17 protein-coding genes are annotated in these 25,809 nt (G+C 66.5%); 10 read left to right on the plus strand and 7 right to left on the minus strand.

Annotated features, from left to right (window positions below):
- Positions 1-10 precede the first annotated feature (10 nt).
- Positions 11-250, plus strand: a complete 240-nt coding sequence (locus tag AC3A4T_RS05775) for a hypothetical protein (RefSeq protein ID WP_487674527.1) — start codon at positions 11-13, stop codon at positions 248-250.
- Positions 251-430: 180 nt separating this feature from the next.
- On the opposite strand, the gene AC3A4T_RS05780 is transcribed toward AC3A4T_RS05775, so the two are convergent.
- Positions 431-1,579: a carbohydrate-binding protein gene (locus AC3A4T_RS05780; RefSeq protein WP_487674528.1), complete on the minus strand. Its 1,149-nt coding sequence runs from the start codon at positions 1,577-1,579 to the stop codon at positions 431-433.
- 680 nt (positions 1,580-2,259) lie between these two features.
- Between AC3A4T_RS05780 and AC3A4T_RS05785 the strand changes: the two genes are divergently transcribed.
- The 6 genes from AC3A4T_RS05785 (at position 2,260) to AC3A4T_RS05810 (ending at position 10,550) form a co-directional block, all read left to right on the plus strand.
- Complete coding sequence (locus AC3A4T_RS05785; protein ID WP_487674529.1) at positions 2,260-4,290, plus strand: DEAD/DEAH box helicase; 2,031 nt, start codon at positions 2,260-2,262, stop codon at positions 4,288-4,290.
- Between the two features lie 388 nt (positions 4,291-4,678).
- A complete protein-coding gene (gene rfbB / locus AC3A4T_RS05790) occupies positions 4,679-5,731 on the plus strand; it encodes a dTDP-glucose 4,6-dehydratase (protein ID WP_487674530.1) in 1,053 nt (350 codons plus the stop codon).
- A 23-nt stretch (positions 5,732-5,754) separates the two neighbouring features.
- The gene (gene rfbA, locus AC3A4T_RS05795) at positions 5,755-6,639 is read left to right on the plus strand and encodes a glucose-1-phosphate thymidylyltransferase RfbA (RefSeq protein WP_056116833.1); all 885 of its coding nucleotides are present in this window, start codon (positions 5,755-5,757) and stop codon (positions 6,637-6,639) included.
- Between the two features lie 10 nt (positions 6,640-6,649).
- Positions 6,650-7,207 (plus strand): dTDP-4-dehydrorhamnose 3,5-epimerase, encoded by a 558-nt coding sequence (gene rfbC, locus AC3A4T_RS05800; protein WP_487674531.1) that lies wholly within the window; start codon positions 6,650-6,652, stop codon positions 7,205-7,207.
- 11 nt (positions 7,208-7,218) lie between these two features.
- The gene (gene rfbD, locus AC3A4T_RS05805) at positions 7,219-8,121 is read left to right on the plus strand and encodes a dTDP-4-dehydrorhamnose reductase (protein WP_487674532.1); all 903 of its coding nucleotides are present in this window, start codon (positions 7,219-7,221) and stop codon (positions 8,119-8,121) included.
- Positions 8,122-8,531: 410 nt separating this feature from the next.
- Entirely contained in the window at positions 8,532-10,550 is a 2,019-nt protein-coding gene (locus AC3A4T_RS05810) for an alpha/beta hydrolase family protein (RefSeq protein WP_487674533.1), read from the plus strand.
- Between the two features lie 219 nt (positions 10,551-10,769).
- On the opposite strand, the gene AC3A4T_RS05815 is transcribed toward AC3A4T_RS05810, so the two are convergent.
- Entirely contained in the window at positions 10,770-12,560 is a 1,791-nt protein-coding gene (locus tag AC3A4T_RS05815; protein ID WP_487674534.1) for a peptide MFS transporter, read from the minus strand.
- Between the two features lie 401 nt (positions 12,561-12,961).
- On the opposite strand from AC3A4T_RS05815, the gene AC3A4T_RS05820 reads away from it, so the two are divergent.
- From AC3A4T_RS05820 to AC3A4T_RS05830, 3 genes are all read left to right on the plus strand, one after another.
- On the plus strand, positions 12,962-14,908 hold the full coding sequence (locus AC3A4T_RS05820; RefSeq protein WP_487674535.1) for an OPT family oligopeptide transporter: 1,947 nt from the start codon (positions 12,962-12,964) through the stop codon (positions 14,906-14,908).
- Positions 14,909-14,995: 87 nt separating this feature from the next.
- Positions 14,996-17,077, plus strand: coding sequence for a S9 family peptidase (locus AC3A4T_RS05825; RefSeq protein ID WP_487674536.1), 2,082 nt, complete (start codon positions 14,996-14,998; stop codon positions 17,075-17,077).
- 420 nt (positions 17,078-17,497) lie between these two features.
- Positions 17,498-18,757 (plus strand): DUF819 family protein, encoded by a 1,260-nt coding sequence (locus tag AC3A4T_RS05830; RefSeq protein ID WP_487674537.1) that lies wholly within the window; start codon positions 17,498-17,500, stop codon positions 18,755-18,757.
- 411 nt (positions 18,758-19,168) lie between these two features.
- Here AC3A4T_RS05830 and AC3A4T_RS05835 read toward each other — a convergent pair whose 3' ends face one another.
- From AC3A4T_RS05835 to AC3A4T_RS05855, 5 genes are all read right to left on the minus strand, one after another.
- Entirely contained in the window at positions 19,169-19,390 is a 222-nt protein-coding gene (locus AC3A4T_RS05835) for a YbdD/YjiX family protein (RefSeq protein ID WP_056116819.1), read from the minus strand.
- Between the two features lies 1 nt (position 19,391).
- Positions 19,392-21,464 (minus strand): carbon starvation CstA family protein, encoded by a 2,073-nt coding sequence (locus tag AC3A4T_RS05840; protein ID WP_487674538.1) that lies wholly within the window; start codon positions 21,462-21,464, stop codon positions 19,392-19,394.
- Between the two features lie 422 nt (positions 21,465-21,886).
- Complete coding sequence (gene corA / locus AC3A4T_RS05845) at positions 21,887-22,879, minus strand: magnesium/cobalt transporter CorA (protein ID WP_487674539.1); 993 nt, start codon at positions 22,877-22,879, stop codon at positions 21,887-21,889.
- Between the two features lie 39 nt (positions 22,880-22,918).
- Positions 22,919-24,232, minus strand: a complete 1,314-nt coding sequence (locus tag AC3A4T_RS05850) for a lipoprotein N-acyltransferase Lnb domain-containing protein (RefSeq protein WP_487674540.1) — start codon at positions 24,230-24,232, stop codon at positions 22,919-22,921.
- Positions 24,233-24,890: 658 nt separating this feature from the next.
- Complete coding sequence (locus AC3A4T_RS05855) at positions 24,891-25,760, minus strand: CorC family transporter (protein WP_056116812.1); 870 nt, start codon at positions 25,758-25,760, stop codon at positions 24,891-24,893.
- Positions 25,761-25,809 lie beyond the last annotated feature (49 nt).

The raw sequence follows: 25,809 nt of genomic DNA on the forward strand, positions 1-25,809 counted from the left end.
GAGTGGGGCGATGCGGACGCGCGCCGCGCCGCCGCGCATTCGCGACGGACCCGCAGCACGATCGATCGGTGACGAATGTCCGCAACGCCGTGGCGCCATCGCGGCGATCGTCGAGATCCGGACGCGCATCGACATCGACCGTGATTCTATGCGGTTCTTCATGACCAAGGCGCTCAAGCGGTCACGATCCCGGCGCTGCGATCACCGTCGCATGCGTGTCGCGTCGAACAACCGGCAATTCAAAATGTAACTGGCGCGTGTGGTATATCGAAACAAATCAAGGACGCCTCGGCGTCCTTGCTTTTTCATGTGGGCGTCGAATCTTCGTCGGTTTAAAGAACACCGGGCGAACGCCCGTTGCCGATGACCGCGGTGTGCGCCGCTTCGTGGCGACGCCCACCGAGCCTGCCAAAATCGATACTGGCCACACTCACAACCGGGTAATGCGAATCCAGTTGATGTTCCATCCGCCCTGCTGCGCGTACACGCCGAGGTTGTACGTGCCCGCGTTGACGTTGACCGTATGCGCGACGGTCTGCCAGTTCTGCCAGCCGCCGGTCGCCGGCACCTGCACCTGGCCCAGCACCGTGCCGCCGGCGTTGAGGTCGAGCGACAGCGCGCCGCCACTGGGGCTCGCCACCCGATATTCGACCCGATAGCTGCCGCTGCTGGGGAAGTTGACGTTGCTGTACGACAGCCAGTCGCCGGTGTCGATCCAGCCGACGTTGGAGCCGCCTTCCGAGCAGGCTTCCACCTGCACGCCGTTTTGCGCGGCGAAGCTTTCGGCTTCCAGCGTCCGCGACCACGGGCTGCTGCCGCCGGCGTTGTACACGCGCACGTAGTCGACGAGCATCTTCGCCGGCAGCTTGCTTTCGTCGACGTTGAAGCCCGGCCAGTTGCCGCCGATGGCGAAGTTCAGCAGCAGGAAGAAGTCGCGATGGAACTCCTCGGTGCCGTTGACGCTGTTCTGGATGCTGGCTTCGTGGAACTTGTTGCCGTCGACGTACCAGCGGATCGCATTCGCGTCCCATTCCACCGAGTACACATGCCAGTCGGTGACGCTGAGCAGGGTATTGCCGCCGTACTGGGCGTAGTTGCCGTTGTGGTCGCGCCAATGGATGGTGCCGTAGGTGCGGTCTTCGTTGTTGACGTGTTCCATGATGTCGATCTCGCCCGAGTCGGGCCAACCGACCTGCGGCAGATTGGCGCCCAGCGCCCAGAACGCCGGCCACGCGCCCATGAACGAGGGCAGCTTCATCCGCGCTTCGATCTTGCCGTACTTGAAGTTGCGGATGCCCTGGGTCTTCATGCGCGCGGAGGTGTAGCGGAAACCGCCGAAATCCTCACGCCGGGCGGTGATGGCCAAGGCGTTGTTCTCGATGCCGGCGTTCTCGCGCCGGTAATACTCCAGCTCGTTATTGCCCCAGCCGCTGCTGCCATTACCGGTTTCGAACACCCAGTCCGGCCCGATCGATCCGTTGAACTCGTCGCTCCATACCAGTTGCCAGTTCTGCGCCCAGGCGCCGCCGGCGAACAGGGAAACGACGAGGAACACCACGCCTTTCATCAACAGTTTCATGCTGTCTTCTCCTCGTGGGGAAACATGAGTGCCGGATCACGCCGCCAGGCGGCGCGAAACCTCCCGCGCGTGAGCGACACCCGCGAAAACGATCCGGCGTGCGGCGACGGCGCGAATCCGTTCCGTCCTCCGGCTGCCGCGAGCTCTTCAGTACGGCCGCGGATGCGCTCGATCCTATGCGAGCGCATGCGCCCGCGCAGGGCGCTGCGCCACAGCTTTCTCGCTTTCGCGCGGATGCGTGACGCAGGCCCGTTCGATGCGTGAGGGCGATATATCCACGCCAATGTCGATGGCCGCGCGGAAGTTCAAGCGAGTAGTTGCGCTGTCGTGGCCGCGACGGCGGGACAGTCGCGAGGACTTTCTTGGACGAAGCTCGATCGGGCCGAACTCGATCAGGCCGAACTCGATCGGGCGAAGGCCCGCGAAGCAGGGACGTGATGGCGTACCGTGGCACCTGTTGCATCGAGATCCCCTGCTGGGGCCCGTTCGACGAGTGGTGCGTTGGATGACGGTAACGCCTGCGGCAGCTCGCTTGAGGCGACTGCGGGCGCAAGGCTAAGGTTGCCGGCCGCCAGGATCAAGCGCGGTCCGAGCCGGGCCCGGTCTGATCCGCGATACTCCGCGGGAGTTTTCGTTTCCAGGCGCTTCACGCGCGACGGGCGCTCGAAAATCCCTTCGTCATGGACAATGACGCCAACCGCGCCGAGCATCGCCACGTGATCCCCAACACTACTCCCTACTACCTGCCGGTGACCCGCGAGGTCGCGCAGGCTTTCGTCGACGGCGGGACACTGCCCGAGTCGTCGATAGAGCGCGCGGCGCTGTCGGTGATGCTGGTGGTGCTGACCCAGGAGTATTCCAACGCCGCGATCAGTCGCCTGATCTTCGAGACCCATGGCTTGATGCAGGCCAGTTCGCCCGAGGTCGCCGCGGCGCATCTGGACACGGGCCGACGCGCCATCGCGCAAGCGCAGCGCGCCGACATGCTGGAGCGTCTGGCCGACAAGGGCGTGAATTTCGCCGACCCCGAGGACATGCGGCTCGAGGCCTGGCGCGACGACGACGGCCGCTACGCGCACGCGTTCCAGGAGCGCTATCGCCAGCCGATGGACAGCTTCGAGATCGGCTTCGATCGCGCCGACCAGATCGACGAACCGGCCACCGACGCGGATATTCCCTACGACACACAAGCCGCCGATAGCCAGGCCGCGCCGCGCAGGACCCGGCTGGTCATGGAGGGCACCCGCGATCAGGCCGTGGCCGCGCAGGTGATCGCGGCGGCGCCGGACGAACTGGTCAACCTCGACGCCTACGCCGGCACCGGCAAGACCCATTTGTTGCTGGCGATGGCCGGCGGTCTGGCCGGCGGGATGACCTACCTGGCGCCCACCGTCGCGCATATCCACGGCTTCAAGATCCGCGCGGGCGGCGCCGCGGCGGGCATCCAGACCGTGACCCAGACCGTGCTGGCCAACGCGACCGCCGCGGCCCACGCCCGCGCCGCGCGCCTGCGCTGGGCGCCGCGAGTGATCAAGACCACCCAGAGCCTGACCGCGCAGACCAAGATCGCCGGTGTCCCGAGCATCGACGGGCGCCCGCCCGAGGCGGTGCTGGCGATCGTGCACAAGGCGCTGCGAGCATGGTGCTACAGCGCGGCGCCGGCGCTGGGCCAGTTCCATTTCGCGCGCCATGTGCCGTATGCGGCGATCGAGGCCAAGCGCTGGATCGAGATCGGCCAGCGGGTGTGGGAGTGCATGTTCGCCGGGCTCGGCAGCAACGACGCCGGCGCGGCCTTCGATATCAACACCGTGCACCTGGTCAAATGGCTGTCGGTGCGCGGCGCGGCGGTTCCCGACGGCTTCGGCACCTTGCTGGTCGACGAAGCCCACGACCTGTCCGCGCCGTGGCGGGCCTTGTTGCAGGCGTATCCCCATGGCTGCGTGCTGATGGGCGACCCGTATCAGCGTTTGTTCGGCCATGTGCCGAGGGCGACCCAGGCCAAGACCGTCGTGATGAGCCAGTCGCTGCGCATGGGCGTGCAGGCCGCGCCGCTGATCGACCAGACCCTGGCGGTGGCGCAGGAGCGGCTGATCGAGTTTCCGCTGATCGGCGCGCCCGATCGCCTGACCCGCCACCGGATCTACCGAAACCGCGACGAGTTGCCGGGTCGCGCGCTGCGCGTGTTCGGCGGCGCCTGGGCCTTGCTGGAAGAGGCGCTGCGGATCAAGGCCGGCGGCGGCCGCTTCCGCCTGGTGCCGGCCTCGGCCGACGAGGTCGCCCGGCTGGCCCGGGCGGCGATTTCCCTGCACCTGAGCGGCGATACCTACGGCCGCCGCAGCCTCGGCGATTTCCGCTCGTGGCCGGCGTTTTCGCAGCATCTGGCCGACAGCGGGCTGGGGTCGGTGGCGCGGATGATCGAACGCGGCTTCGGTAGCGACGATATCGATGCGCTGATGGCCGCGCAGGCCGACCCGGGCACCGAGCAGGTCACCCTCAGCCTGGTCCAGCACTGCAAGAACATGGAGGCCGATGCGGTGGTGCTGAGCCCGTGCTGTTACCTGGTGAACCGCGACGGCGAACCGCACAGCCCGGTCCGCGCCGCCTACCTGGCTATGACCCGCGCGCGCTTCGAGGTGTGGACGCCGGGCGATGGCCTGGACCGGCTGAGGGATGCGCAGCGCGATTTCGAGGTGGGCGCGGCCGGGGCGTGAACGCAGGCCGCAGGCCGTCACTGCGGGGGCAGGATTTCGCCGGGCCCGGTCGCCGCGGACGGCCGGATCGGCAAAGCGCGCGGCGTTTTTCGATGTGATCGCCAGGCGTAAATCTGTGGCCGATTCGATGATTTCAACTGTGCATCGCTGGACTGGGTTGCCGTGGCGAAATGCCGTTTTTTTAGTTGATTTCCGCATGGAAGCTGTAGCGCAACTTATCGATGCGACCGTGTCGACGCCGGCCGCGGGGCGATAGGCTTTACAATCCCGCGACTGTTCGGGCCGTCCCCGCCAAGGTGAACCGGTGGCGATCCCGAGCCGCGCGACACGAGGCCCGGGCCGGCTCAATCGAACTTCGCCCGTCGATCATTTGTAAGGAGTGTCCTGAGTGCCTACTTGGCTTGTAACCGGCGGCGCCGGCTTCATTGGCGGTAATTTCGTCCTCGATGCGGTCCAGCGCGGCATCAAGGTCGTCAACCTCGACGTCCTGACCTACGCCGGCAATCTCGACACCCTGAGCGTCCTCGATGGCGATGCGCGTCACGTCTTCGTCCAGGGCGATATCGGCGATGCGGACCTGCTCAAGCGTCTGCTGGCCGAACACCGGCCCGACGCGGTGATCAATTTCGCCGCCGAGAGCCATGTCGACCGCTCCATCGACGGCCCGGCCGCGTTCGTGCAGACCAACGTGGTCGGCACCCTGAGCCTGCTCGAGCAGGTGCGCGACCATTGGAAGGCGCTTGATGCGCCGGCGCGCGACGCGTTCCGCTTCCTGCACGTATCGACCGACGAGGTCTACGGCTCGCTCGGCGACAGCGGCAAGTTCAGCGAGACCACGCCGTATGCGCCGAATTCGCCGTACTCGGCTTCGAAGGCGGCGTCGGATCATCTGGTCCGCGCGTTCCATCACACCTACGGCCTGCCGGTGCTGACCACCAACTGCTCGAACAATTACGGGCCGTTCCAGTTCCCGGAAAAACTCATTCCGCTGATCATCGCCAAGGCCTTGGCCGGCGAACCGCTGCCGGTCTACGGCGACGGCCTCAACGTGCGCGACTGGCTGTTCGTCGGCGATCACTGCTCGGCGATCGCGCGCGTGCTCGAAGCCGGCCGCGTCGGCGAGACCTACAACGTCGGCGGCGATGCCGAGCGTCCCAACATCGTCGTGGTCCAGACCATCTGCGCCTTGCTCGATCAGCGCCGCCCGCTCGCCGACGGCCGCGCGCGCGAGTCGCTGATCACCTACGTCAAGGACCGCCCGGGCCACGATCGCCGTTATGCGATCGACGCGTCCAAGCTCAAGAACGAATTAGGCTGGACCCCGACGTTGACCTTCGAACAAGGCATCGCCCGCACCGTCGACTGGTACCTGGACAACCAGCCGTGGGTGCAGCGCGTGCTCGACGGCAGCTACCGGCTCGAACGCATCGGCCAGGCCTGAGCCCGGCACAAGAGGAGTTAGGCATGAACCGCAAGGGCATCATCCTCGCCGGCGGCTCCGGCACGCGGCTGTATCCGCTGACCCAGAGCATCAGCAAGCAGCTGTTGCCGGTGTACGACAAGCCGATGATCTATTACCCGCTCAGCGTGCTGATGCTGGCGGGCATCCGCGAAGTGCTGATCATCAACACCCCGCACGAGCAGGCGCTGTTCAAGACCTTGCTCGGCGACGGTTCGCGCTGGGGCATGAAGATCGAATACGCGCAGCAGCCCAGCCCGGACGGACTGGCGCAGGCGTATCTGATCGGCCGCGAGTTCGTCGCCGGCCAGCCCAGCTGTCTGGTGCTCGGCGACAACATCTTCCACGGCCCGGGCCTGACCGCGATGCTCAAGCGCGCCGATCAGCGCGAGCACGGCGCGACCGTGTTCGGCTACTGGGTGCGCGATCCGGAGCGCTACGGCGTGGCCGAGTTCGATGCCGACCGCAAGGTCATCGGGCTGGAGGAAAAACCGCTCAAGCCGCGTTCGAACTACGCCGTCACCGGACTGTATTTCTACGACGGCCGCGCCAGCGACTTCGCCGCGACCTTGAAACCCTCGGCGCGCGGCGAACTGGAGATCACCGATCTCAACCGCCTGTACCTGGACGAAGGCTCGCTGCATCTGGAACAGCTCGGCCGCGGTTACGCCTGGCTCGATACCGGCACCCATCAGTCGTTGCTGGAGGCGTCCAACTTCATCGAAACCATCGAAGCGCGCCAGGGCTTGCGTATCTGCTGTCCGGAAGAGATCGCCTGGAACAACGGCTGGATCGACAACGCGCAACTGAGCGAACTGGCCCGTCCGCTGGCCAAGAACGGCTACGGCCAATACCTGCTCGGCCTGGCCGAGCGCGGCTTCGTGCCCTGAGGAAACCGTTTTGAAGATCATCGAAACCGATCTGCCGGGCTGTCTGATCGTCGAACCGCAGGTGTTCGGCGATGCGCGTGGGTATTTCTACGAATCGTTCAATCACGACAAACTGGCGGCGGTGGGGCTGAAGCCGAACTTCGTCCAGGGCAACGTGTCGTCCTCGGCGCGCGGCGTGCTGCGGGGCGTGCATTACCAGTGGCCCAATCCGCAGGGCAAGTTCATGTCGGTGATCGAGGGCGAGGTATGGGATGTCGCGGTCGACATCCGCCGCGGTTCGCCGCATTTCGGGCGCTGGACCGCGGTGTTGCTCAGCGCCGAGAACAAGCGCCAGTTCTGGATCCCCGAGGGCTTCGCCCACGGCTTTGCTGTGCTCAGCGAACGCGCGGTATTCAGTTATCTGTGCACCGCCACTTACGACCCCAAGGCCGATGCCGGGGTGCGCTGGGACGACCCGGATCTGGCCATCGATTGGCCGGTCAGCGAACCGCTGCTCTCGGCCAAGGACACCAACGCGCCCTTGCTCAAGGATATCGCCGAAGACCGTTTGCCGGTGTACATGCCATGACAGGGCCGGCCATGAAGCTGTTGCTGCTCGGCGGCGACGGTCAGGTCGGTTTCGAATTGCGCCGTGCGCTGGCGCCGCTGGGCGAGGTCGTCGTCACCACCCGCGGCGGCACGCTCGCCGACGGCGGCGCTTGCGAAGCGCTCGATCTGGCCCAGGTCGACGCGATCGAGCCGCTGCTGCGTCGGGTGCGCCCCGATTACGTGGTCAATGCCACCGCTTACACCGCGGTGGATCGCGCCGAAACCGAACGCGAGCTCGCCTTCCTCGTCAACGCGCAGGCGCCGGGCCGGCTCGCCGAGGTGTGCGCGGCCGACGGCATCGGCCTGCTGCATTACTCGACCGACTATGTGTTCGACGGCAGCGGCACCCGCCCGTACCTCGACACCGATCCCACCGGCCCGCTCGGCGCGTACGGGCAGAGCAAGCTCGCCGGCGAACAGGCGATCGGCGCCAGCGGCGCGCGTCATCTGATCCTGCGCACCGCCTGGGTCTACGCCACCCGCGGCGGCAACTTCCTGCGCACCATGCTGCGCCTGGGCGCCGAGCGCGAGGAACTGCGCGTGGTCGCCGACCAGCACGGTTCGCCGACTCCGGCCTGGCTGCTGGCCGACGCGGCCGCGCGGGTGCTGGGCCAGGGTATCGCCGAATCGGGCGTGCGCCATCTGGTCGCCGCCGGTCAGACCAGCTGGCACGGGTTCGCCGAGGCGATCTTCGACGAAGCCCATGCGCGCGGCCTGATCGAACGCAAGCCGCGGGTGCTGCCGATCACCACCGCCGAATACCCGACCCCGGCCCGCCGTCCGGCCTATTCGGTGCTCGACAGCCGTCATCTGCAGGACGAGTACGGCCTGACGATTCCGGATTGGCGCGACGCCTTGCGCACGACCCTGGATCGCGACAGGCCCGGCGCATAACCCCTCGCGTCGCCCACATGGTCGCCTTGTAGGAGCGGCGCAAGCCGCGACCGCGAACCGGAAACTGCGGCGCAACCATGGTCGCCCGCGCCGTTATTCGACGCGCATATCGGGAATATCGTGGCACTGCCGTCGGCGCTGCGTTACCGGTAGCGACGACGCGATCCGGCGACCTCGTGGTCGCGGCTCACGCCGCTCCTACAGGGAGCCCATGCAACCGCACACCGGCCGATTGTGCCGGCCCCGCCCTCGTGCCTATGATCGCCGCGTCGCGGATGCGGCGGCTGTCGCGGGTCCGGGGAGGACGCGGCGGTCGGGGTTCGCCGGACGCGCCATCGCGCACGGCGGACGAACAGGGACTTCGCCGCCTGACGGTTGCGATCGAATCGATACGGTCACAGGGGACCACCATGAACCATCTGCGATGCGCGCTGCTGCTGGCGGGCTTGCTTACGACCGTCGCCACGACTTCGGCGCTTGCGGCGACTGAATCGGCCAGCGCCGCCACCGTCGATGTCGACGCCTTCGTCAAGGCCGACACCTTCAGCGACATCAAGCTGTCGCCGACCGGCGAGTTCTACGCCGCCTCGGTGCCGATGGGCGATGAAACCGGTCTGGTGATCTTCACCCGCACCGACATGAAGATGGCCGGCTCGTTCCGGCTCGGCAAGAACAACCACGTCGCCGATTTCGATTGGGTAAGCCCGACCCGGCTGCTGATCAGCATGGCGCAGAAACTCGGCTCGCGCGACGAGCCGGTCCCGACCGGCGAGATCTACGCGATCAACGCCAACGGCACCGGTGTCGACGTGCTGGTCGGTTACCGCCTGCAGGTGAACAACACCGGCACCCGCATCCAGCCGAAGAAAGTCGAAGCGGTGGCCGCCTACCTGGTCGACGATCTGCCGACCGACGACAAGCGCGTGGTGATCTCGGTGCAGCAGTTCAGCGCCGACGCCTACACCCGCGCCGAACACCTGGACGTTTTCAGCGGCCGTCGCAACGCCATCACCATCGCGCCGGTGCGCAACGCCGACTATTACACCGACAACGCCGGCGTGGTCCGCTTCGCGCTCGGCTATGGCACCGACTACGTGCGCAAGCTGTTCTACCGCGGCAACGACAAGGCCGATTGGGAACTGCTGCGCTCGGACGATGACGACGAGGGCATGGACATCCCGATCGGCTTCTCCGCCGACAACGTCACCGCGTATTTCCGCAGCGAACAAGCGCAGGGGCCCGATGCGATCGTCGCTTACGACACGGTGGCGAAGACCCGCAAGGAACTGCTGCGCGACAAGGTCGCCGACCCGGCGCGGATCATCTACAAGCTGCGCAGCCACGTGCCGGTCGGGGTGTTCTATTACGACGGCAAGCCGCGCACAGCGTTCTTCGACAAGACCTCGCCGGAAGCACGCCAGTACCGCAGCCTGGAAGCGGCGTTCGCCGGCGACGCGGTGCGCATCACCTCGCAGACCGACGACGGCAAGCTGGCGTTGGTGCAGGTGTGGAACGACCGCAATCCCGGCGATGTGTACCTGTTCGACAACGAGAGCAAGCACGCCGCGCATGCGGTCAGCCGGCGCGCCTGGTTCGATCCGGCCAAGTCCGCGCCGGTGCGCGCGGTCACGCTCAAGGCGCGCGACGGGCTGAGCCTGTCGGGCCTGTTGACCACGCCCAACGGCAGCAGCGGCAAATCGTTGCCGCTGGTGGTGATGCCGCACGGCGGTCCGTTCGGGATCCAGGACCTGTGGTATTTCGACGACGACCCGCAGTTGCTCGCGGCCGCCGGTTACGCGGTGCTGCAGCTCAATTTCCGCGGTTCGGGCGGTTACGGCCGCGCGTTCCTGCACGCGGGCAAGCGCGAGTGGGGCGGCAAGATGCAGGACGATCTGACCGACGCGACGCGCTGGGCGATCGAGCAGGGCATCGCCGATCCGTCGCGCATCTGTTTGTACGGCGCGAGCTACGGCGGCTATGCCTCGCTGATGGGCGTGGCCAAGGAGCCGACCTTGTACAAGTGCGCGGCCGGCTATGTCGGCGTGTACGACCTGCCGATGATGCATACCACCGGCGACGTGCAGAAGCGCGGCTCGGGCGAAAGCTATCTGCGCAACTGGCTCGGCCCGCCGGACACGCTCGACAAGGTGTCGCCCACGCGCCTGGCCGACCGGATCAAGGTGCCGGTGTTCCTCGCCGCGGGCGGCGAAGACCAGCGCGCGCCGCAGGCGCACAGCGAGAAGATGGAGAAAGCGCTGCGCCAGGCCGGCGTGCCGGTGGAGACGCTGTATTACAAGACCGAGGGCCATGGCTTCTACGAGGAAGCGCATAAGCGCGAGTTCTATTCGCGGTTGTTGGCGTTCCTGTCGCGGTCGTTGGGCGGCAAGACCGCGGCGCCGGCGAAGGTCGAGGCGGCGGGGAAGAAATAACGCGAGCCACGGGAGCAGGGCGACGCCGCGATCGGGACTGCGCCAGTGAACACAGTTTCGTCGTAGTTGCCGATTCGCGGTCGCGGCTTACGCCGTTCCTACATGGGCTCCCTGTAGGAGCGGCGCAAGCCGCGACCGCGGCAATAAAAAAACGGCGCCACCTGGGCGCCGTTTTCGTTCTGCAAATCCCGAATCCCAAATCCCGAATCCCGGCCCCCATCACTTCAACCCGTGCATCCACCGCTTCAGCAACGGCGCCAATAACAGGAACAGCACGCCCGACCCGATCCCCAGCCACATCAGCATCGAGAACAGTTCGCCGTATTTGACCGAAGCCGCGGCCATGTCGATCGTGCCGCCCTCGGGAATCTCGACCGAAGCGATCTTCGCCAATTGCGCCGCCAGCACTTCCGAAAACGCGGTCGCCAGCCAGAACGCGCCCATCATCAGCCCGACCACGCGTGCGACCGACAGCTGGGTCACCGCCGACAGGCCGATCGGCGACAAACACATCTCGCCGACTTCGAGAATGAAATACGCTGCGACCAGGTACCACACGCTGGCCATCTCGCCGCCGCCGGACACCTTGGCCGCGGCCATCAGCGGCAGGAACGACAGGCCGGCGAAGATCAGGCCCAGCGACATCGTCAGCGGCTTGCTCGGGTTGCGGCCCTTGCGCGCGAGCCACGGCCACAGCCACGAGAACAACGGCGCCAGCACGACGATGAAGAACGCGCCGAGATACGTCAGCGAACCGGCGGTCTGCGGCACCAGCACCACGTCGTGCGCGGTCGCCAGGGCCAGGCCGAGGGTCAATACGCCGACCAGCAGCTTGGCCAGACCGTCGCGGCCGCGATCGCTCGCGGTCAGCGCGGCGATCATCAGCGGCGGGCTCAGCGCCATCGAGAACAGCGACCACGGCAAGGTCGGCGAGTACTGGCCCAGCGCCATGCCGAACATGTCCTTGGTCATCAGCCGGTCGTTGAACGTCACCCACGAGCCGTAGGTCTGCTCGTACAGGGTGAAGAAGATCAGCACCGCGAAGATCAGGATCACCAGCGCGAGCATGCGTTCGCGTTCGACACGGTCGCAGCCGCGCGCGATGAAGCCGAAGAACCAGATCAGGAACACCAGCAAGGTCGCGAGCATGATGCCCAGCGCCGCGGTGAAGCTCAGGCTGCCGATCGCGATGGTGACCTGCGAGGCGACCTGGATCGTGCCCCACAGCACCAGCACGCCGAGCGCGGTGCCGAGGTAAATCCACAGCTCGCGCGACAACTTGAAAGCGGCCGGGCCGACTTTCTCGCGCAGCCTGGCCGGCTCGGCCGGTTCGGCGTGGCCCTGCAGATAGCGCTGGCCCCACAGGAACATCGCCAGGCCCGCGACCATGCCGACGCCGGCCGCGCCGAAGCCGTATTTCCAGCCGTAAGTTTCGCCGAGGAAGGCGCAGATCAGCGCCGAGAACAGCGCGCCGACGTTGATGCCGGCGTAGAACAGGGTGAAGCCCGAGTCGCGGCGCGGATCGTCGAGCGCGTACAGCTTGCCGACGATGGTCGAGATGTTGGGCTTGAGGAACCCCACGCCGCCGATGATCAGCGCCAGCGACAGGTAGAACACCTGCAACGCGGTTTCGTCGCGCACCACCACGCCGTCGACCAGCTTCGCCGCGTGGCCCTCGTAGGCCATGCCCAGATGACCGAGCACCAGCAACACGCCGCCGAGCACCACCGCCTTGCGCATGCCCAGGTAGCGGTCGGCCAGCAGGCCGCCGATCACCGGCACCGCATACACCAGGCCGCCGTAGGCGCCGATCAGGTCGTAGCCGGCGTCGTCGCCGAACAGGTGGTACTTCAGCAAGTACAGCAGCAGCAGCGCTTTCATTCCGTAGAACGAGAAGCGCTCCCACATCTCGGTGAAGAAGCACACGTACAGGCCCTTGGGGTGGCCGAGGAAGTCGTGGCTGCGGGGCGCGGCGGGCGCCGGGGTCGACAGGGTGCTGGCTGCGGGCACGAGTGGATTCCCTTCGGTCCGGGAGCGGGCCGGGACGCGGAGTATAGGGCGATGGGCCGAGGCGGCCCTCATCCGCCCTTCGGGCACCTTCTCCCGCGGGCGGGGTGAGGGGCCGCGCTTGCGAGTCACTGGCTCGCGCGGCACCGAACGCCCGAACGCTTTGCGTTCGGGCCGGGCGGGCCGGCAGGCTGGAGTGAGAGGCAACCATCCACCTTTGCTGCTTTCCCCAGCCAAATCCGCAAAATCCCCGCATTTGCCCAATCCCGCCTTTTGCCGCACCGCACTTTTACAGCGGCCCGCGGCGGATGCGATCATCGGCGGATTGCGTGGCGCCCGGCCCCTGCCGGCCGGGTCCGCCCATACACCGCCGCACTGCCCGATCACCCGCGATGGAGACGCCGATGGCCTCGTCCGCACAACCGCAACTGACCCTCCGAGCCGTCCTGCTATCCGTCTTCCTGGCGGTGATCCTGGCGGCGGCCAATGCCTACCTGGGCCTGTTCGCCGGCCTCACCATCGCCACCGCGATCCCCGCCGCGGTGATCTCGATGGGCGTGCTGCGCCTGCTCGGCGGCGGCACCATCCTGGAAAACAACATCGTCCAGACCGGCGCCTCGGCCGGCTCGTCGATCGCCGCCGGCGTGATCTTCACCATCCCGGCCCTGGTGATCCTGGGCTACTGGCAGGACTTCCGTTACTCGTGGGTGCTCGCCATCGCCGGTCTCGGCGGTCTGCTCGGCGTGTTGTTCTCGGTGCCGCTGCGCCGTTCGATGATCGTCGAAGACCCGCTTCCTTTCCCGGAAGGCAAGGCCGCGGCCGAAGTGCTCAAGGCCGGCGAAAACCCCGGCCCGGGCCTGAAGATCCTCGGCCTGGCCGGCGGCATCGGCGCGCTGGTCAAGCTCGCCGCCGAGAGCGGGTTGCGCATGATTCCCGACAACGCCATCGCCTCGGGCTGGCTCGGCAAGTACCTGGGCTTCATGGGCACCAACCTGTCGCCGGCGCTGCTCGGCGTGGGCTACATCGTCGGTCTCAACGTCGGCATCGTGGTGTTGTCGGGCAGCGTGCTGTCGTGGCAGTTCGCGATTCCGATCTATCACGCCTTCTTCCTCAACTCCGATCCGGAACTCGCCGCGCGCATCGTCGACGGCAGCGCCGAGCAGATCGGCCGCGCGATCTGGTCGGCCAAGGTGCGTTACCTCGGCGTCGGCACGATGCTGATCGGCGGCGTGTGGACCTTGTTCTCGCTGCGCAAGTCGCTGCTGTCGGGCGTCAAGAGCGGCCTGGCCGCGGCGCGCAAGGGCACCAGCGGCGTGGTCGCCGAAACCGATCGCGACCTGCCGATGAAGTGGATGCTGATCGCGCTGGTCGCGTTCGTGATGCCGCTGCTGCTGCTGTACCAGGCCATCGTCGGCAACTGGTTCGTCAGCGTGCCGATGACCATCATCATGATCGTCGCCGGCTTCCTGTTCGTGTCGGTGTCGGCGTATCTGGCCGGCCTGATCGGTTCCTCCAATAACCCGGTCTCGGGCATCACCATCTCGACCATCCTGTTCGCCTCGGCGGTGCTGGTGCTGATGCTCGGCCGCGACTCGCCGATCGGCGCCGTCGCCGCGATCATGATCGGCGCGGTGGTGTGCTGCGCGGCGGCGGTCGGCGGTGACAACCTGCAGGACCTCAAGGCCGGCTACATCGTCGGCGCGACGCCGTGGAAGCAGCAGCTCATGCTCGGCATCGGCACGTTCTCGTGCGCGCTGATCATGGCGCCGATCCTCAACCTGCTCGCCGCCGCCTACGGCATCGGCGCGCCGACCCCGGAGCATCCGAACTCGCTGGCCGCACCGCAGGCCACGCTGATGGCATCGGTCGCCAAGGGCATGTTCGGCGGCGAACTGCCGTGGACGATGATCGGCATCGGCGCCGGCATCGGTGTTGTGATCATCGCCTTCGACGAATGGCTCAAGTCGCGCAAGTTCAAGTTCCGCGTGCCGGTGCTGGCGGCGGCGATCGGCATCTACCTGCCGCTGGAACTGATGGTGCCGATCTTCCTCGGCGGCCTGCTGTCGCACATCGTCGGCCGCCGTCGCGGCTTGACCAAGCACAGCGACGAGGCCGAGGTCGATCGCGTGCATCGTCCCGGTACCTTGTTCGCGGCCGGCCTGATCACCGGTGAGGCGCTGATGGGCATCGCCATCGCGTTCCCGATCGTGATCTCGACCCGCGCCGACGTGCTGGCGCTGCCCGAGCAGTTCCACTTCGGCGCCGGCATCGGCCTGCTGGTGCTCGCGGCGGTGGTGTGGCTGTTCTACCGCAGCAGCCGCAACGCGCCGGTGCCCGCGCCGAGCGCCTGATCCCTGCGACGGCCCGGCGCGATGCCGGGCCGTTCCTGTTTCTGTCGCGTGCTCGCGCACGCCTTCGATAACGCTAGAGGTTCCGCCATGACGCCACGCCACGCCCTCCTGCCGATGGCCCTGTTGCTGGCCTGCGCATCCGCGCCGGTTTTGTCCCTCACGCCGCCGCTCGCGCGCGGCCTGGAAGTGCGCGACCTGGCCGCGATGGACCGGTTCTCCTCGCCGACCCTGTCGCCCGACGGCCGGCAACTGGTGTTCGCCAAGCGCGTGGTCGATTTCGGCGCCAACAAGTCCTCGACCTCGCTGTGGATCGAAGACCTGTTCGCGCGCGATGCCGCGCCGCCCAAGCGTCTGACTCCGGACGGCTGGAACGTCAATTCGCCGGCGTTTTCCGCCGACGGCAAGACCGTGTACTTCCTCAGCAGCAAGGGCGGCAGCTCGCAGCTGTATTCGTTGCCGCTGAGCGGCGGCACGCCGAAGCAGGTCACCGCGTTCGACGGCGACGTCGGCGGTTTCCAGTTGTCGCCCGACGGCAAGCGCATCGCGTTCAACGCCGAAGCCTATGCCGATTGCGCGGCCGATCTGGCCTGCAGCAAGAAGAAGCTCGACGCGGCCGAGAAGAGCAAGGCCAGCGGCAAGGTGTTCGACCGCATGTTCGTGCGTCATTGGGATACGTGGAACGATGGCCGCTTGAACCGTTTGTTCGTGACCGATCTGCCCGCCGCGGGCAAGACCGTCAACAGCGCCAAGCTCGTCAGCGGCGAAGTGATCGGCGACGTGCCCTCGCGTCCGTTCGGCGACAGCAGCGAATACACCTGGTCGCCCGACAGCCAGTCGCTGGTGTTCAGCGCGCGCAAGGCCGATGCGAAGGAACCGTGGTCGACCAATTTCGACCTCTACCTGGTCGGCGCCGACGGCGGCGCGGCGAAGAACCTGACCGCGTCGAACCCGGCCTGGGACACCGGCGCGGTGTTCGGCAAGGACGGCAAGACCCTGTACTACCGCGCGATGAAGCGCCCGGGTTTCGAAGCCGACCGTTTCGGTCTGTTCGAACTCGACCTGGCCAGCGGCAAGGCGCGCGAGATCGCGCCGCAGTGGGATCGCTCGGCCACCGGCATCGTGTTGTCGGACGACGGCAAGACCATCTACACCACCGCCGATGACCTGGGCCGGCAGCCGTTGTTCGGCGTCGACATCGCCAGCGGCAAGGCGAGCGAACTGATCGCCGACGGCACCGTCGGTTCGCCGGTGTTGGCCGGCAAGACCTTCGCCTTCACCCGCAACAGCCTCAAGAGCGGCGACCAGATCTTCGTCGGCGGCCTCGACGGCGCGCCGCAGCGCGCGATCACCCCGAGCGCGAGCGAACTGCTGCCGGGCGTGAAGTTCGGCGAGGCCGAACAGTTCGAGTTCAAGGGCTGGAACGGCGACAGCGTGTACGGTTACGTGGTCAAGCCGTGGAATTACCAGGAAGGCCAGAAGTACCCGGTCGCGTTCCTGATCCACGGCGGCCCGCAGGGCAGCTTCGGCGACGGCTGGAGCTATCGCTGGAACCCGCAGACCTATGCCGGCCAGGGCTATGCGGTGGTGATGATCGACTTCCACGGCTCCACCGGTTACGGCCAGGCCTTCACCGATGCGATCAGCCAGCATTGGGGCGACCGACCGCTGGAGGATCTGCAGAAGGGCTGGGCCGCGGCGCAGAAGAAGTATTCCTTCCTCAACGGCGACAAGGCCTGCGCGCTGGGCGCGTCGTACGGCGGCTTCATGGTCAACTGGATCGCCGGCAACTGGCAGCAGCCGTGGAAGTGTCTGGTCAGCCACGACGGCGTGTTCGACCAGCGCATGATGGGTTACGCGACCGAAGAGCTGTGGTTCACCGAGTGGGAGCAGGGCGGCACCCCGTTCGACGTGCCGAAGAACTACGAGAAGTTCAACCCGGTCAATCACGTCAAGGATTGGAAGGTGCCGATGCTGGTGATCCACGGCCAGCTCGATTACCGCATCCCGGTCGAGCAGGGCCTGGGCGTGTTCACCGCGTTGCAGCGCCAGGGCATCGAGTCCAAGTTCCTGTACTTCCCGGACGAGAACCATTGGGTGCTCAAGCCGCAGAACAGCGTGCTGTGGCACGACACGGTCAATGGGTGGTTGAAGCAGCATATCGGGCAGTAAGCGCCCGCGATCCGGCAACAACGTTTGCGAAGGCCGCCTCCGGGCGGCCTTCGTTGTTTCGAAGCAAAGCGTTGCTTCGTTTCCGACTGTAGGAGCGGCGTAAGCCGCGACCGCGCCATCGCACCTACGGCGCATGCGAGGTTTCGCGGTCGCGGCTCGCGCCGCTCCTGCAGGGGCTTACGTGAGGCAACGACGGGTGGGCGACAGCTGCGTGGGCGCTGGCTGTGGCTTCGCGCGAAACTTGCTTGCGCCGTAACCTCGGTGTCGCGGTCGCGGCTCACGCCGCTCCTGCAGGGGCGGATGTGGCAACGACACGAAGGTGGTTTGGTCACCTGAACTCGCCGCGCCGCACCACCGGCTCTTGCCCCGCGCGGGCGATTCGAAGTAAAAGCGGTGACACCAACGTACGAGACACCCGGCATGCCCGATACCGCCCACACGGCGCTCATCAGCAACGACATCGTTGTCCTCGGCCTCATCGCCGCCACCCTGGGGCTGGTGTTCTGGACCTCGTCGAAGCAGACCGGCTTTTGGAAAAAGTTCTACACCTTCGTGCCGGCGCTGCTGCTGTGCTATTTCATCCCGGGCATCTACAACACCGTCGGCCTGGTCGACGGCGAGAACACCAAGCTCTACAACCCGGTCGCCAGCCGCGTGCTGCTGCCGGCGGCGCTGGTGCTGCTGACCCTGACCATCGACCTCAAAGGCGTGCTCAAGCTCGGCCCCAAGCTGTTGCTGATGTACGCGGTGTCCTCGCTCAGCGTGATGCTCGGCGCGATCGTCGCCTTCGTCGCGATGCGCGCGTTCCATCCCGAAACCGTGTCCGGCGACACCTGGGGCGGCATGGCGGCCCTGGCCGGCAGCTGGATCGGCGGCGGCGCCAACATGCTCGCGATGAAGGAGATCTTCCAGGTCGACGCGACCACGTTCGGCCAGTTCGCGGTGGTCGATGTCGGCGTGGGCTATGTGTGGATGGCGGTGTTGATTTTCCTGGCCAGTCGCGCGAAGCAGATCGATGAGCGCAGCGGCGCCGATACCTCGGGGATCGAGGAACTCAAGCAACGCATCGAAAGTTTCCAGGCTCAGCACCAGCGCATCGCCAGCCTGACCGATCTGGCGATGATCGTCGGCATCGCCTTCGGCGTGGTCGGATTGGCGCACGCGATAGCCGGCCCGTTGTCGGCCTGGTTCGCCGCGAACGTGTCGTGGGCGCGCACGGTGAGCCTGCACGAACCGTTCTTCTGGGTGGTCGCGATATCGACCTTCGCCGGCCTGGCGCTGAGCTTCACCCGCGCGCGCGAACTCGAAGGCGCGGGCGCGTCGAAGATCGGCAGCCTGCTGCTGTACTTCCTCATAGCCTGCATCGGTTTGCAGATGGATATTCTGGCGCTGCTCGACAAGCCGTGGCTGTTCGCGCTGGGCCTGATCTGGATCATCGTGCACATCGCGATCCTGTGGGGCGTCGGCCGGCTGCTGCGGGTGCCGTTCTTCTATTTCGCGATCGGCTCGCAGAGCAATATCGGCGGCCCGGCCTCGGCGCCGGTGGTGGCGTCGGCGTTTCATCCCTCGCTGGCGCCGGTCGGGGCCTTGCTGGGCACCTTGGGTTACGCGACCGGAACCGGATTGGCGTACATCGTCGGGATAACCTTGCGCTCGCTCGCAGGCGCATCGCCGGCCTGAAGTCCGACTGTAGGAGCGGCGCGAGCCGCGACCGCGACATCGCACATACGACGCATGTGAGGTTTCGCGGTCGCGGCTCACGCCGCTCCTACCCATCCTCATCCGCCGTCATTCCCGCGTTCGCGGTGGTAGAGCCAAGTCGGAGGAACCATCCCGCGTGCCTGGCCATATCGCTCTGCGTTCGCACGCCGCCGCATCCTCGCAACGAAGTCCGACTGTAGGAGCTGCGCTAGCTGCGACCGCGACATCTCGCTTACGACGCAGCCGTGGTTTCGCGGTCGCGGCTTGCGCCGCTCCTACAGTCTGCAACGCGACCACACGACACCACACACGCAACCCACGCTTGTCCCTCACACCCCCGCACAAACAAGAAGGCCGCCTTTCGGCGGCCCTCTATCCAACCCGACAGGTTCAACAACACCCGATCCGCCCGCCGCCATAACGCGCCTCCTGGCGCTGGCGGAAGAACGTCGCGTAATCCGGGATCGGCCGCTCGGGGTGTTTCTCCATCAGGTGCCGGACATAGTTGTCGTAGTCCGGCACCCCGCAGCACAGCCGCGCGGTCTGCACCAGGCGGCGCCAGGTGCGCTTGTACAACTGGTATTGGCTGGCGGGTACGAGTGCGGTGCCCATGTCAGCGGTCCGCCATCTGCGCGGGCGTCAACGCCACGTACGGCGATTCGCGATCGCTGCGCTCCGGATTGGCGCGCGCCTTGAGGATCGCGCCGATCGCGTACACCAGCACCGAGAACACCACGAACAGGAACAGCATGGTCAGCCCGGTGTTGACGTAGCTGTTGACCATGATCTGCTGCATCTGCTCGATGCTCTTGGCCGGCGCGACCACGGTGCCCTTGGCGATCGCGTCCTGGTACTTGTGCGCCTGGGCGAGGAAGCCGACCGCCGGATTGCCGTCGAAGATCTTGATCAGACCCGCGGCGGTGGTGCAGATCAGCAGCCATGCGGTCGGCAGCATGGTGACCCAGGCGTAGCGGTCGCGTTTCATCTTGAACAGCACCACCGTGCACAGCATCAACGCGATGCCGGCGAGCATCTGGTTGGCGATGCCGAACAACGGCCACAAGGTGTTGATGCCGCCGAGCGGATCGACCACGCCCTGATACAGGAAGTAGCCCCACAGCGCGACGCAGCCGCCGGTGGCGAGCAGGTTCGGGCCCCAGGCCTCGGTGCGGCGCAGCGCCGGCACGAAACTGCCGAGCAGGTCCTGCAGCATGAAGCGGCCGGCGCGGGTGCCGGCATCGACCGCGGTCAGGATGAACAAGGCCTCGAACAGAATCGCGAAGTGGTACCAGAACGCCATCGTGTTCTCGCCCGGCAACACGTTGTGCAGGATCTGGGCGATGCCGACCGCGAGCGTGGGCGCGCCACCGGCGCGGGCGAGGATGGTGTGTTCGCCGATGTCCTTGGCGGTCGCTTCCAGCACTTCGGGCGTCACGGTGAAGCCCCAACTGGTGATGGTCTGCGCCACCGCGTGTACATCGGTGCCGACCAGCGCGGCTGGGCTGTTCATGGCGAAGTACACGCCCGGATCGATCACCGAAGCGGCGACCAGCGCCATGATCGCGACGAACGATTCCATCAGCATGCCGCCGTAGCCGATGTAGCGCATATGGCCTTCGTTGGCGAGCAGCTTGGGCGTGGTGCCCGAGGAGATCAGCGCATGGAAACCCGAGACCGCGCCGCAGGCGATGGTGATGAACAGGAACGGGAACAACCCGCCTTTCCACACCGGGCCGGTGCCGTCGGTGAACTGGGTCAGCGCCGGCATGCGCAGGTCGGGCATCACGATCACGATGCCGATCGCCAGCGCGATGATGGTGCCGATCTTCAAGAACGTGGACAGGTAATCGCGCGGCGCCAGCAGCAGCCACACCGGCAACACCGCGGCGACGAAGCCGTAGCCGATCAGCATCCAGGTGATCTGGGTGCCGGTGAAGGTGAAGCGCGGGCCCCACACCGGATCGGCCGCGATCACCCCGCCGTACCAGATCGCCGCGAGCAGCAGGATCAGCCCGACGATCGAGATCTCGCCGATCTTGCCCGGGCGGATGTAGCGCATGTACACGCCCATCAGCACCGCGATCGGCAGGGTCGCGATCACCGTGAACATGCCCCAGGGACTTTCCGCGAGCGCCTTGACCACGATCATCGCCAGCACCGCGAGGATGATGATCATGATCAGGAACGCGCCGAACAGCGCGATGGTCCCGGGCACGCGGCCCATTTCCTCGCGCACCAGATCGCCGAGCGAACGGCCGTTGCGGCGGCTGGAGACGAACAGGACCATGAAGTCCTGCACCGCGCCGGCCAGGACCACGCCGACGATCAGCCACAACAGCCCGGGCAGATAGCCCATCTGCGCGGCGAGCACCGGCCCGACCAGCGGCCCGGCGCCGGCGATCGCGGCGAAGTGATGGCCGAACAGCACGTGCTTGTTGGTCGGAACGTAGTCCAGGCCGTCGTTGTTGAGGACCGCGGGCGTGGCCCGGGTCGTATCGATCTGCATCACCTTGTTGGCGATGAACAGGGAGTAGTAGCGATACGCGACCAGATAGATCGACACCGCCGCGACCACGATCCACAGCGCGTTGATCTGTTCGCCGCGCCGCAGCGCGATCGTGCCGAGGCAGAACGCCCCGAGAACTGCCAGGGCCGCCCAGCCCACCTTGCCGATGCCACCTTTCATGACGACCCTCCCGGTTTTTCAACTACCGAAGCGTCGCCCCTGCGTCCGGGCGGGTCAATGCGCAGTGCGGCAAAGCGGCACTAATTGGGCTGATACTTTGGTCTTAGGTGGCTCGATCGCCGCGATTGGCTGGGTGTTTGCCGTTGCTGTTCCCCCCTTTGGAAAAGGGGGGCAGGGGGGATTCGCTTTTAGCTCTACAACTGCGTCGCCCGATCGAAAAGCGAATCCCCCGGCGCATTGGATTTCTTTCGGCGATCGCAGCGACGCAGGCGCCAGCCCCCTTTTGCAAAGTGGGCTAATTAACGCGCGGGGATCTACTGAGCGATCGGCTTCAAGCGGGGGATGTCAGAAAGCGACAACAACCTCAAGCTCGATCCGATTCCCGATTCCCGGCTTTCCAATCCCAAATCCCAAATCCCGGCTCAAAGCCACTTAGCCCGCTTGAACCCCACATACAACACCACGCAAGTCAGCGCGATCACCCCGACCAGAATGCCGTAACTCCACTGGCCCTCAAGCTCGGGCATGTACTTGAAGTTCATGCCGTACCAGCTGGTGATCAAGGTCGGCGCGGCCAACAGCGCGGCCCAGGCGCCCAGGCGCTTGACCGTCTCGCCCTGGCGTACCGTGACCAGCGACAGGTTCACGCTGACCGCGGCGGTCAGCATCTCGCGCAAGGTGTCGGTGGTTTCGTTGATGCGCACGGCGTGATCGAGCACGTCGCGGAAATACAACTGGATCTCTTCGTCGATCAGCCCGCCGCGCGAACGCGCGAGCTGGCCGAGGATGTCCTGCAGCGGCGCCACCGCCATCCGCAGCCGGGTCAGTTCGCGCTTGAGGTCGTACAGTTCCTGCACGGTCTCCTTGCTGAAATCCTCGGCGAAGATGTCCTTTTCCAGTTCGTTGAGTTCCTGGGTGAAGCCCTCGACGATAGGCATGAAATTGTCGACCACGCTGTCGAACACCGCGTACAGCGCCGCGCCCGGCCCGTGTTCGAGCAAGTCCGGCTCGCGCTCCATGCGCGCGCGCGCGGCCTTGTAGCTGATCGAGGCGCCGTGGCGCACGGTGACCAGATAGCGCGGGCCGACGAACATGTGCGTCTCGCCGAAGCGGATGCGGTTGTCGATCTTCTGCGCGGTGTGGATGGCGACGAACAGCGAGTTGCCGTAGGCCTCGATCTTCGGCCGCTGGTGCGCGTTGTGCGCGTCCTCGACCGCGAGGTCGTGCAGGCAGAACTCCTCCTGCAGCTTCTCCAGGATGCCTTCGTCGGGCTCGTACAGGCCGACCCAGACGAAGCTGCCGTCGTCGACCGCGAGCACGTCGCTGATCGCATCCAGACTGATGTCGCGGCGGGTCCCGTCGCGGCTATAGGCCGCGCAGTTGATGACGCATTGGGGCAGGGCGGGATCTTTCATCCGCGAATCGTGCCCGCGCGCGGCGGCAGCGGCAAGCCGTCACGCCAGTCGCAATCGGGCGGCCTTGCGGAAGCCCAGCCACAGGCCGGCGTGGATCGGCAGCCACAGGGCGATCCAGTGCGCGTTGCGCTGCGGATACACCGGCAGCCAGTACATGAACAACGCCGCCAGCGAGCTCAGCGCGACCAGTGCGGTCAGCCACACGAACACCGGGCCGGTTTCGCGCCCGCGCAGCGCGCGCAAACCGCCGAACCACAGCAGCAGGCACAGCGGGTTGAACAGCAGCAGGTTACGGTTGGCCCAGATGTAGTTGTGGTTGGTGTCGACCCAGGCATAGACCAGGACCGCGCCGATCAGGCCGAGCACGCCCCACAGCGGCAGCGCGACGACCGCGAGCACGCGCGGGCTGCGGTCGCCGATCCAGGCCAGCGCCGCACCCAGCACCAAGCCGGTCAGCGCCCACGGCCACCACGGCAGCGGGGTGGCCTCGGGGTCGGGCGAAATCTGGTGCGGCAGCAACTGACGTTCCTCGCTGACCAGCGGCCGGCCTTCGTTGTTCTTGACCTCGCGCAGGGCCGCGGCGAGGCGGCCGGGCACGTAGGACTCGGCCCACACCGGCACCGGCTTGTCCGCTTCCGGACCCATCATCACGTCCAGCACCAGCCACATCCACGGCTCGGGCTTGGACAGGCGCAGCGCCTCGCTGCGCAGGGTGTTGCCGTGCGAGCGGCCTTCGATCTGGCGCCGCAGCCCGCCGCCGAGCGCGCGGTCGATCGCGTCGCGCACGCGGGTGGCGCAGTTGTCGTCGAAGTACTGATAGCGGTAGTAGGAATTCTCCGGCAGCGCGTTGACCCGCAGCGCTTCGGAGATTTCGCGCGCCTGCGCCGGGGTGAGGTCGAGCCACTGCACCGACACGCCGCGGCCTTCCAGGCCGTACTGGCCGATATCGGCCTCGAACGGCAGCGCGAGCAGGCGATAGCGCATGTCGTTGCGGATGAAGCGCGGCACGAAGTCGGGCTCGCTCGGGTCGAAGTAGCCGAAGTTGTAGGAGATGGCCTTGTCGGTGTTCGGATCGAGCACGACCAGCGCGTCGTGGCCGAAACGCGACCAGAATTCCTGACCCGGCTGCATGGTGACCATGCCGACGCGTGGCGGCTGCGGGCCGGTCGGGGCGGGGGCGGTGTTCGCGGCCGCAGTGGGCGTTGAATCGGCCGACGGTGACTCGGCCGACTGCGCCCCAGCGCGGTTCGGCGCTTCCGGCGGCGCATCGGCGGGAGCGGCGAAGACCGCGGCGGACAGCGACAGCAACACGGCCAGGGCGAACAGCCGGACGACACGGGGCAGGAAGGTCACGAGGGGCTGGGTCCGGCGGGGCGGGTGGCGGCCATTGTAAACAGCCGGCCGGGGTGTGCCGTGGCTGGAGTGGGGATTTCGGGTGCCGTGGTTTGTCGCGATCTTCTGCCCCCAGGCAGATGTGCTATGGGGTCTGGACATCGCCCGTTTGCTTGGATAGTTGCTCAGCAGGGCGCTTAGGTCGAGCAAGGCCGGCGACGCGGTCCGGTAGGCGCGGTCATCGGCTCTTTTGCAGCGAGCCGATGCAGCGAGCCGGCGCGGCGAATCGCATCGATTCGTTTCTACTTGCTGGGCGACGTGGGCACCCTACGGGCGGCAGGGCCCGCCGACATGGTCGGCGGCATTCCGGTTACTCGTCCAGGGCCGCACGGTTTTGTACTGCCTGCGGTGATTATGAGCGAGCCGGCTCAGCGGCGCCGACAACAACGGAAAACGACCGCAACGGAGCTAGACCGCCGAGAACAAAACCCCAAGATGCGAGCATTCGACATGCCCTTCTCCCGCAAGCGGGAGAAGGTGGCCCGAAGGGCCGGATGAGGGCGCGCGCCATGCGATCAGCCGTGAAGCGTTCCCGGCAGACCGGATGCAGATCTGAGTCGGATTTAACGCATTGGCCTCAAGCCTCATACGCGTCGGACCCGATAACCGCGATCCGCCCTCACAAACTACCCAACACCCCGACATGAAACGCATGCACGCGCCGCGCATCGGCGCTGGCCACGCGGAACACGAAGCGGTCCAGGGTCAGTTCCTCGCCGGCCTCGGGCAGGTGCCCGATCGCCGCGGTCACCAGGCCGCCGATCGTGTCGTACTCGTCGTCGTCGAAATTCGCGCCGAAGCGTTCGTTGAAATCGTCGATCGGGGTCAATGCATCGACCACGTACTGACCGTCGGCCTGGGCCGCGATCAAGGCATCGGGATTCTCGGCTTCGTCGTGCTCGTCGTCGATCTCGCCGACGATCTGCTCGAGCACGTCCTCGATCGTGAGCAGGCCGGCGACGCCGCCGTGCTCGTCGATCACGATCGCCATGTGGTTGCGCGACTGGCGGAACTCGCGCAGCAGCACGTCCAGGCGCTTGGACTCGGGAATCAGCACCGCCGGGCGCAGCAGTTCGTGGATGGTGCCCGGACCGTTGTCGGCGACCACGCCGCGTAGCAGGTCCTTGGCCAGCAGGATGCCGAGAATCTCGTCCTTGTCCTCGCCATGCACCGGGAAGCGCGAATGGCCGGACTCGACCACCATCTTCATCAGGTCGAGGAACTTGGCGTCGGCCGGCAGCGCGATCATCTGCGAGCGCGGGATCATCACATCGCCGACGGTGAGGTCGGACACCGCGATCGCGCCTTCCATCATGCGCAAGGTATCGGCGGCGATCAGCCCGTCGGATTGCGCATCGCGCAACAACTCGACCAGATCTTCGCGGGAACTGGGTTCGCCCGACAGCGCGGAGCTGATGCGGTCTAGCCAGGAGCGCCGTTTCTCGTGGTGTTCCGGCGGGTGGGTGCTACTACTGTCGTCCTCGGACATTCGGTTCTTGGCTGCGCCCCTCGGGGGGAGGGTGTACGGGTAGCAGTTT

It is taken from the genome of Lysobacter sp. Soil_N_51, assembly GCF_057655755.1.

Excerpts from the sequence above, each read along its gene's own strand:
- AC3A4T_RS05835 (WP_056116819.1), bottom strand. The coding sequence starts at position 19,390 with ATGGGCACCGCACTCGTACCCGCCAGCCAATACCAGTTGTACAAGCGC.
- AC3A4T_RS05820 (WP_487674535.1), top strand. The coding sequence starts at position 12,962 with ATGGCCTCGTCCGCACAACCGCAACTGACCCTCCGAGCCGTCCTGCTA.
- AC3A4T_RS05855 (WP_056116812.1), bottom strand. The coding sequence starts at position 25,760 with ATGTCCGAGGACGACAGTAGTAGCACCCACCCGCCGGAACACCACGAG.
- AC3A4T_RS05785 (WP_487674529.1), top strand. The coding sequence starts at position 2,260 with ATGGACAATGACGCCAACCGCGCCGAGCATCGCCACGTGATCCCCAAC.
- AC3A4T_RS05810 (WP_487674533.1), top strand. The coding sequence starts at position 8,532 with ATGAACCATCTGCGATGCGCGCTGCTGCTGGCGGGCTTGCTTACGACC.
- AC3A4T_RS05830 (WP_487674537.1), top strand. The coding sequence starts at position 17,498 with ATGCCCGATACCGCCCACACGGCGCTCATCAGCAACGACATCGTTGTC.
- rfbA (WP_056116833.1), top strand. The coding sequence starts at position 5,755 with ATGAACCGCAAGGGCATCATCCTCGCCGGCGGCTCCGGCACGCGGCTG.
- corA (WP_487674539.1), bottom strand. The coding sequence starts at position 22,879 with ATGAAAGATCCCGCCCTGCCCCAATGCGTCATCAACTGCGCGGCCTAT.
- rfbD (WP_487674532.1), top strand. The coding sequence starts at position 7,219 with ATGAAGCTGTTGCTGCTCGGCGGCGACGGTCAGGTCGGTTTCGAATTG.
- AC3A4T_RS05780 (WP_487674528.1), bottom strand. The coding sequence starts at position 1,579 with ATGAAACTGTTGATGAAAGGCGTGGTGTTCCTCGTCGTTTCCCTGTTC.
- AC3A4T_RS05825 (WP_487674536.1), top strand. The coding sequence starts at position 14,996 with ATGACGCCACGCCACGCCCTCCTGCCGATGGCCCTGTTGCTGGCCTGC.
- AC3A4T_RS05775 (WP_487674527.1), top strand. The coding sequence starts at position 11 with ATGCGGACGCGCGCCGCGCCGCCGCGCATTCGCGACGGACCCGCAGCA.
- AC3A4T_RS05840 (WP_487674538.1), bottom strand. The coding sequence starts at position 21,464 with ATGAAAGGTGGCATCGGCAAGGTGGGCTGGGCGGCCCTGGCAGTTCTC.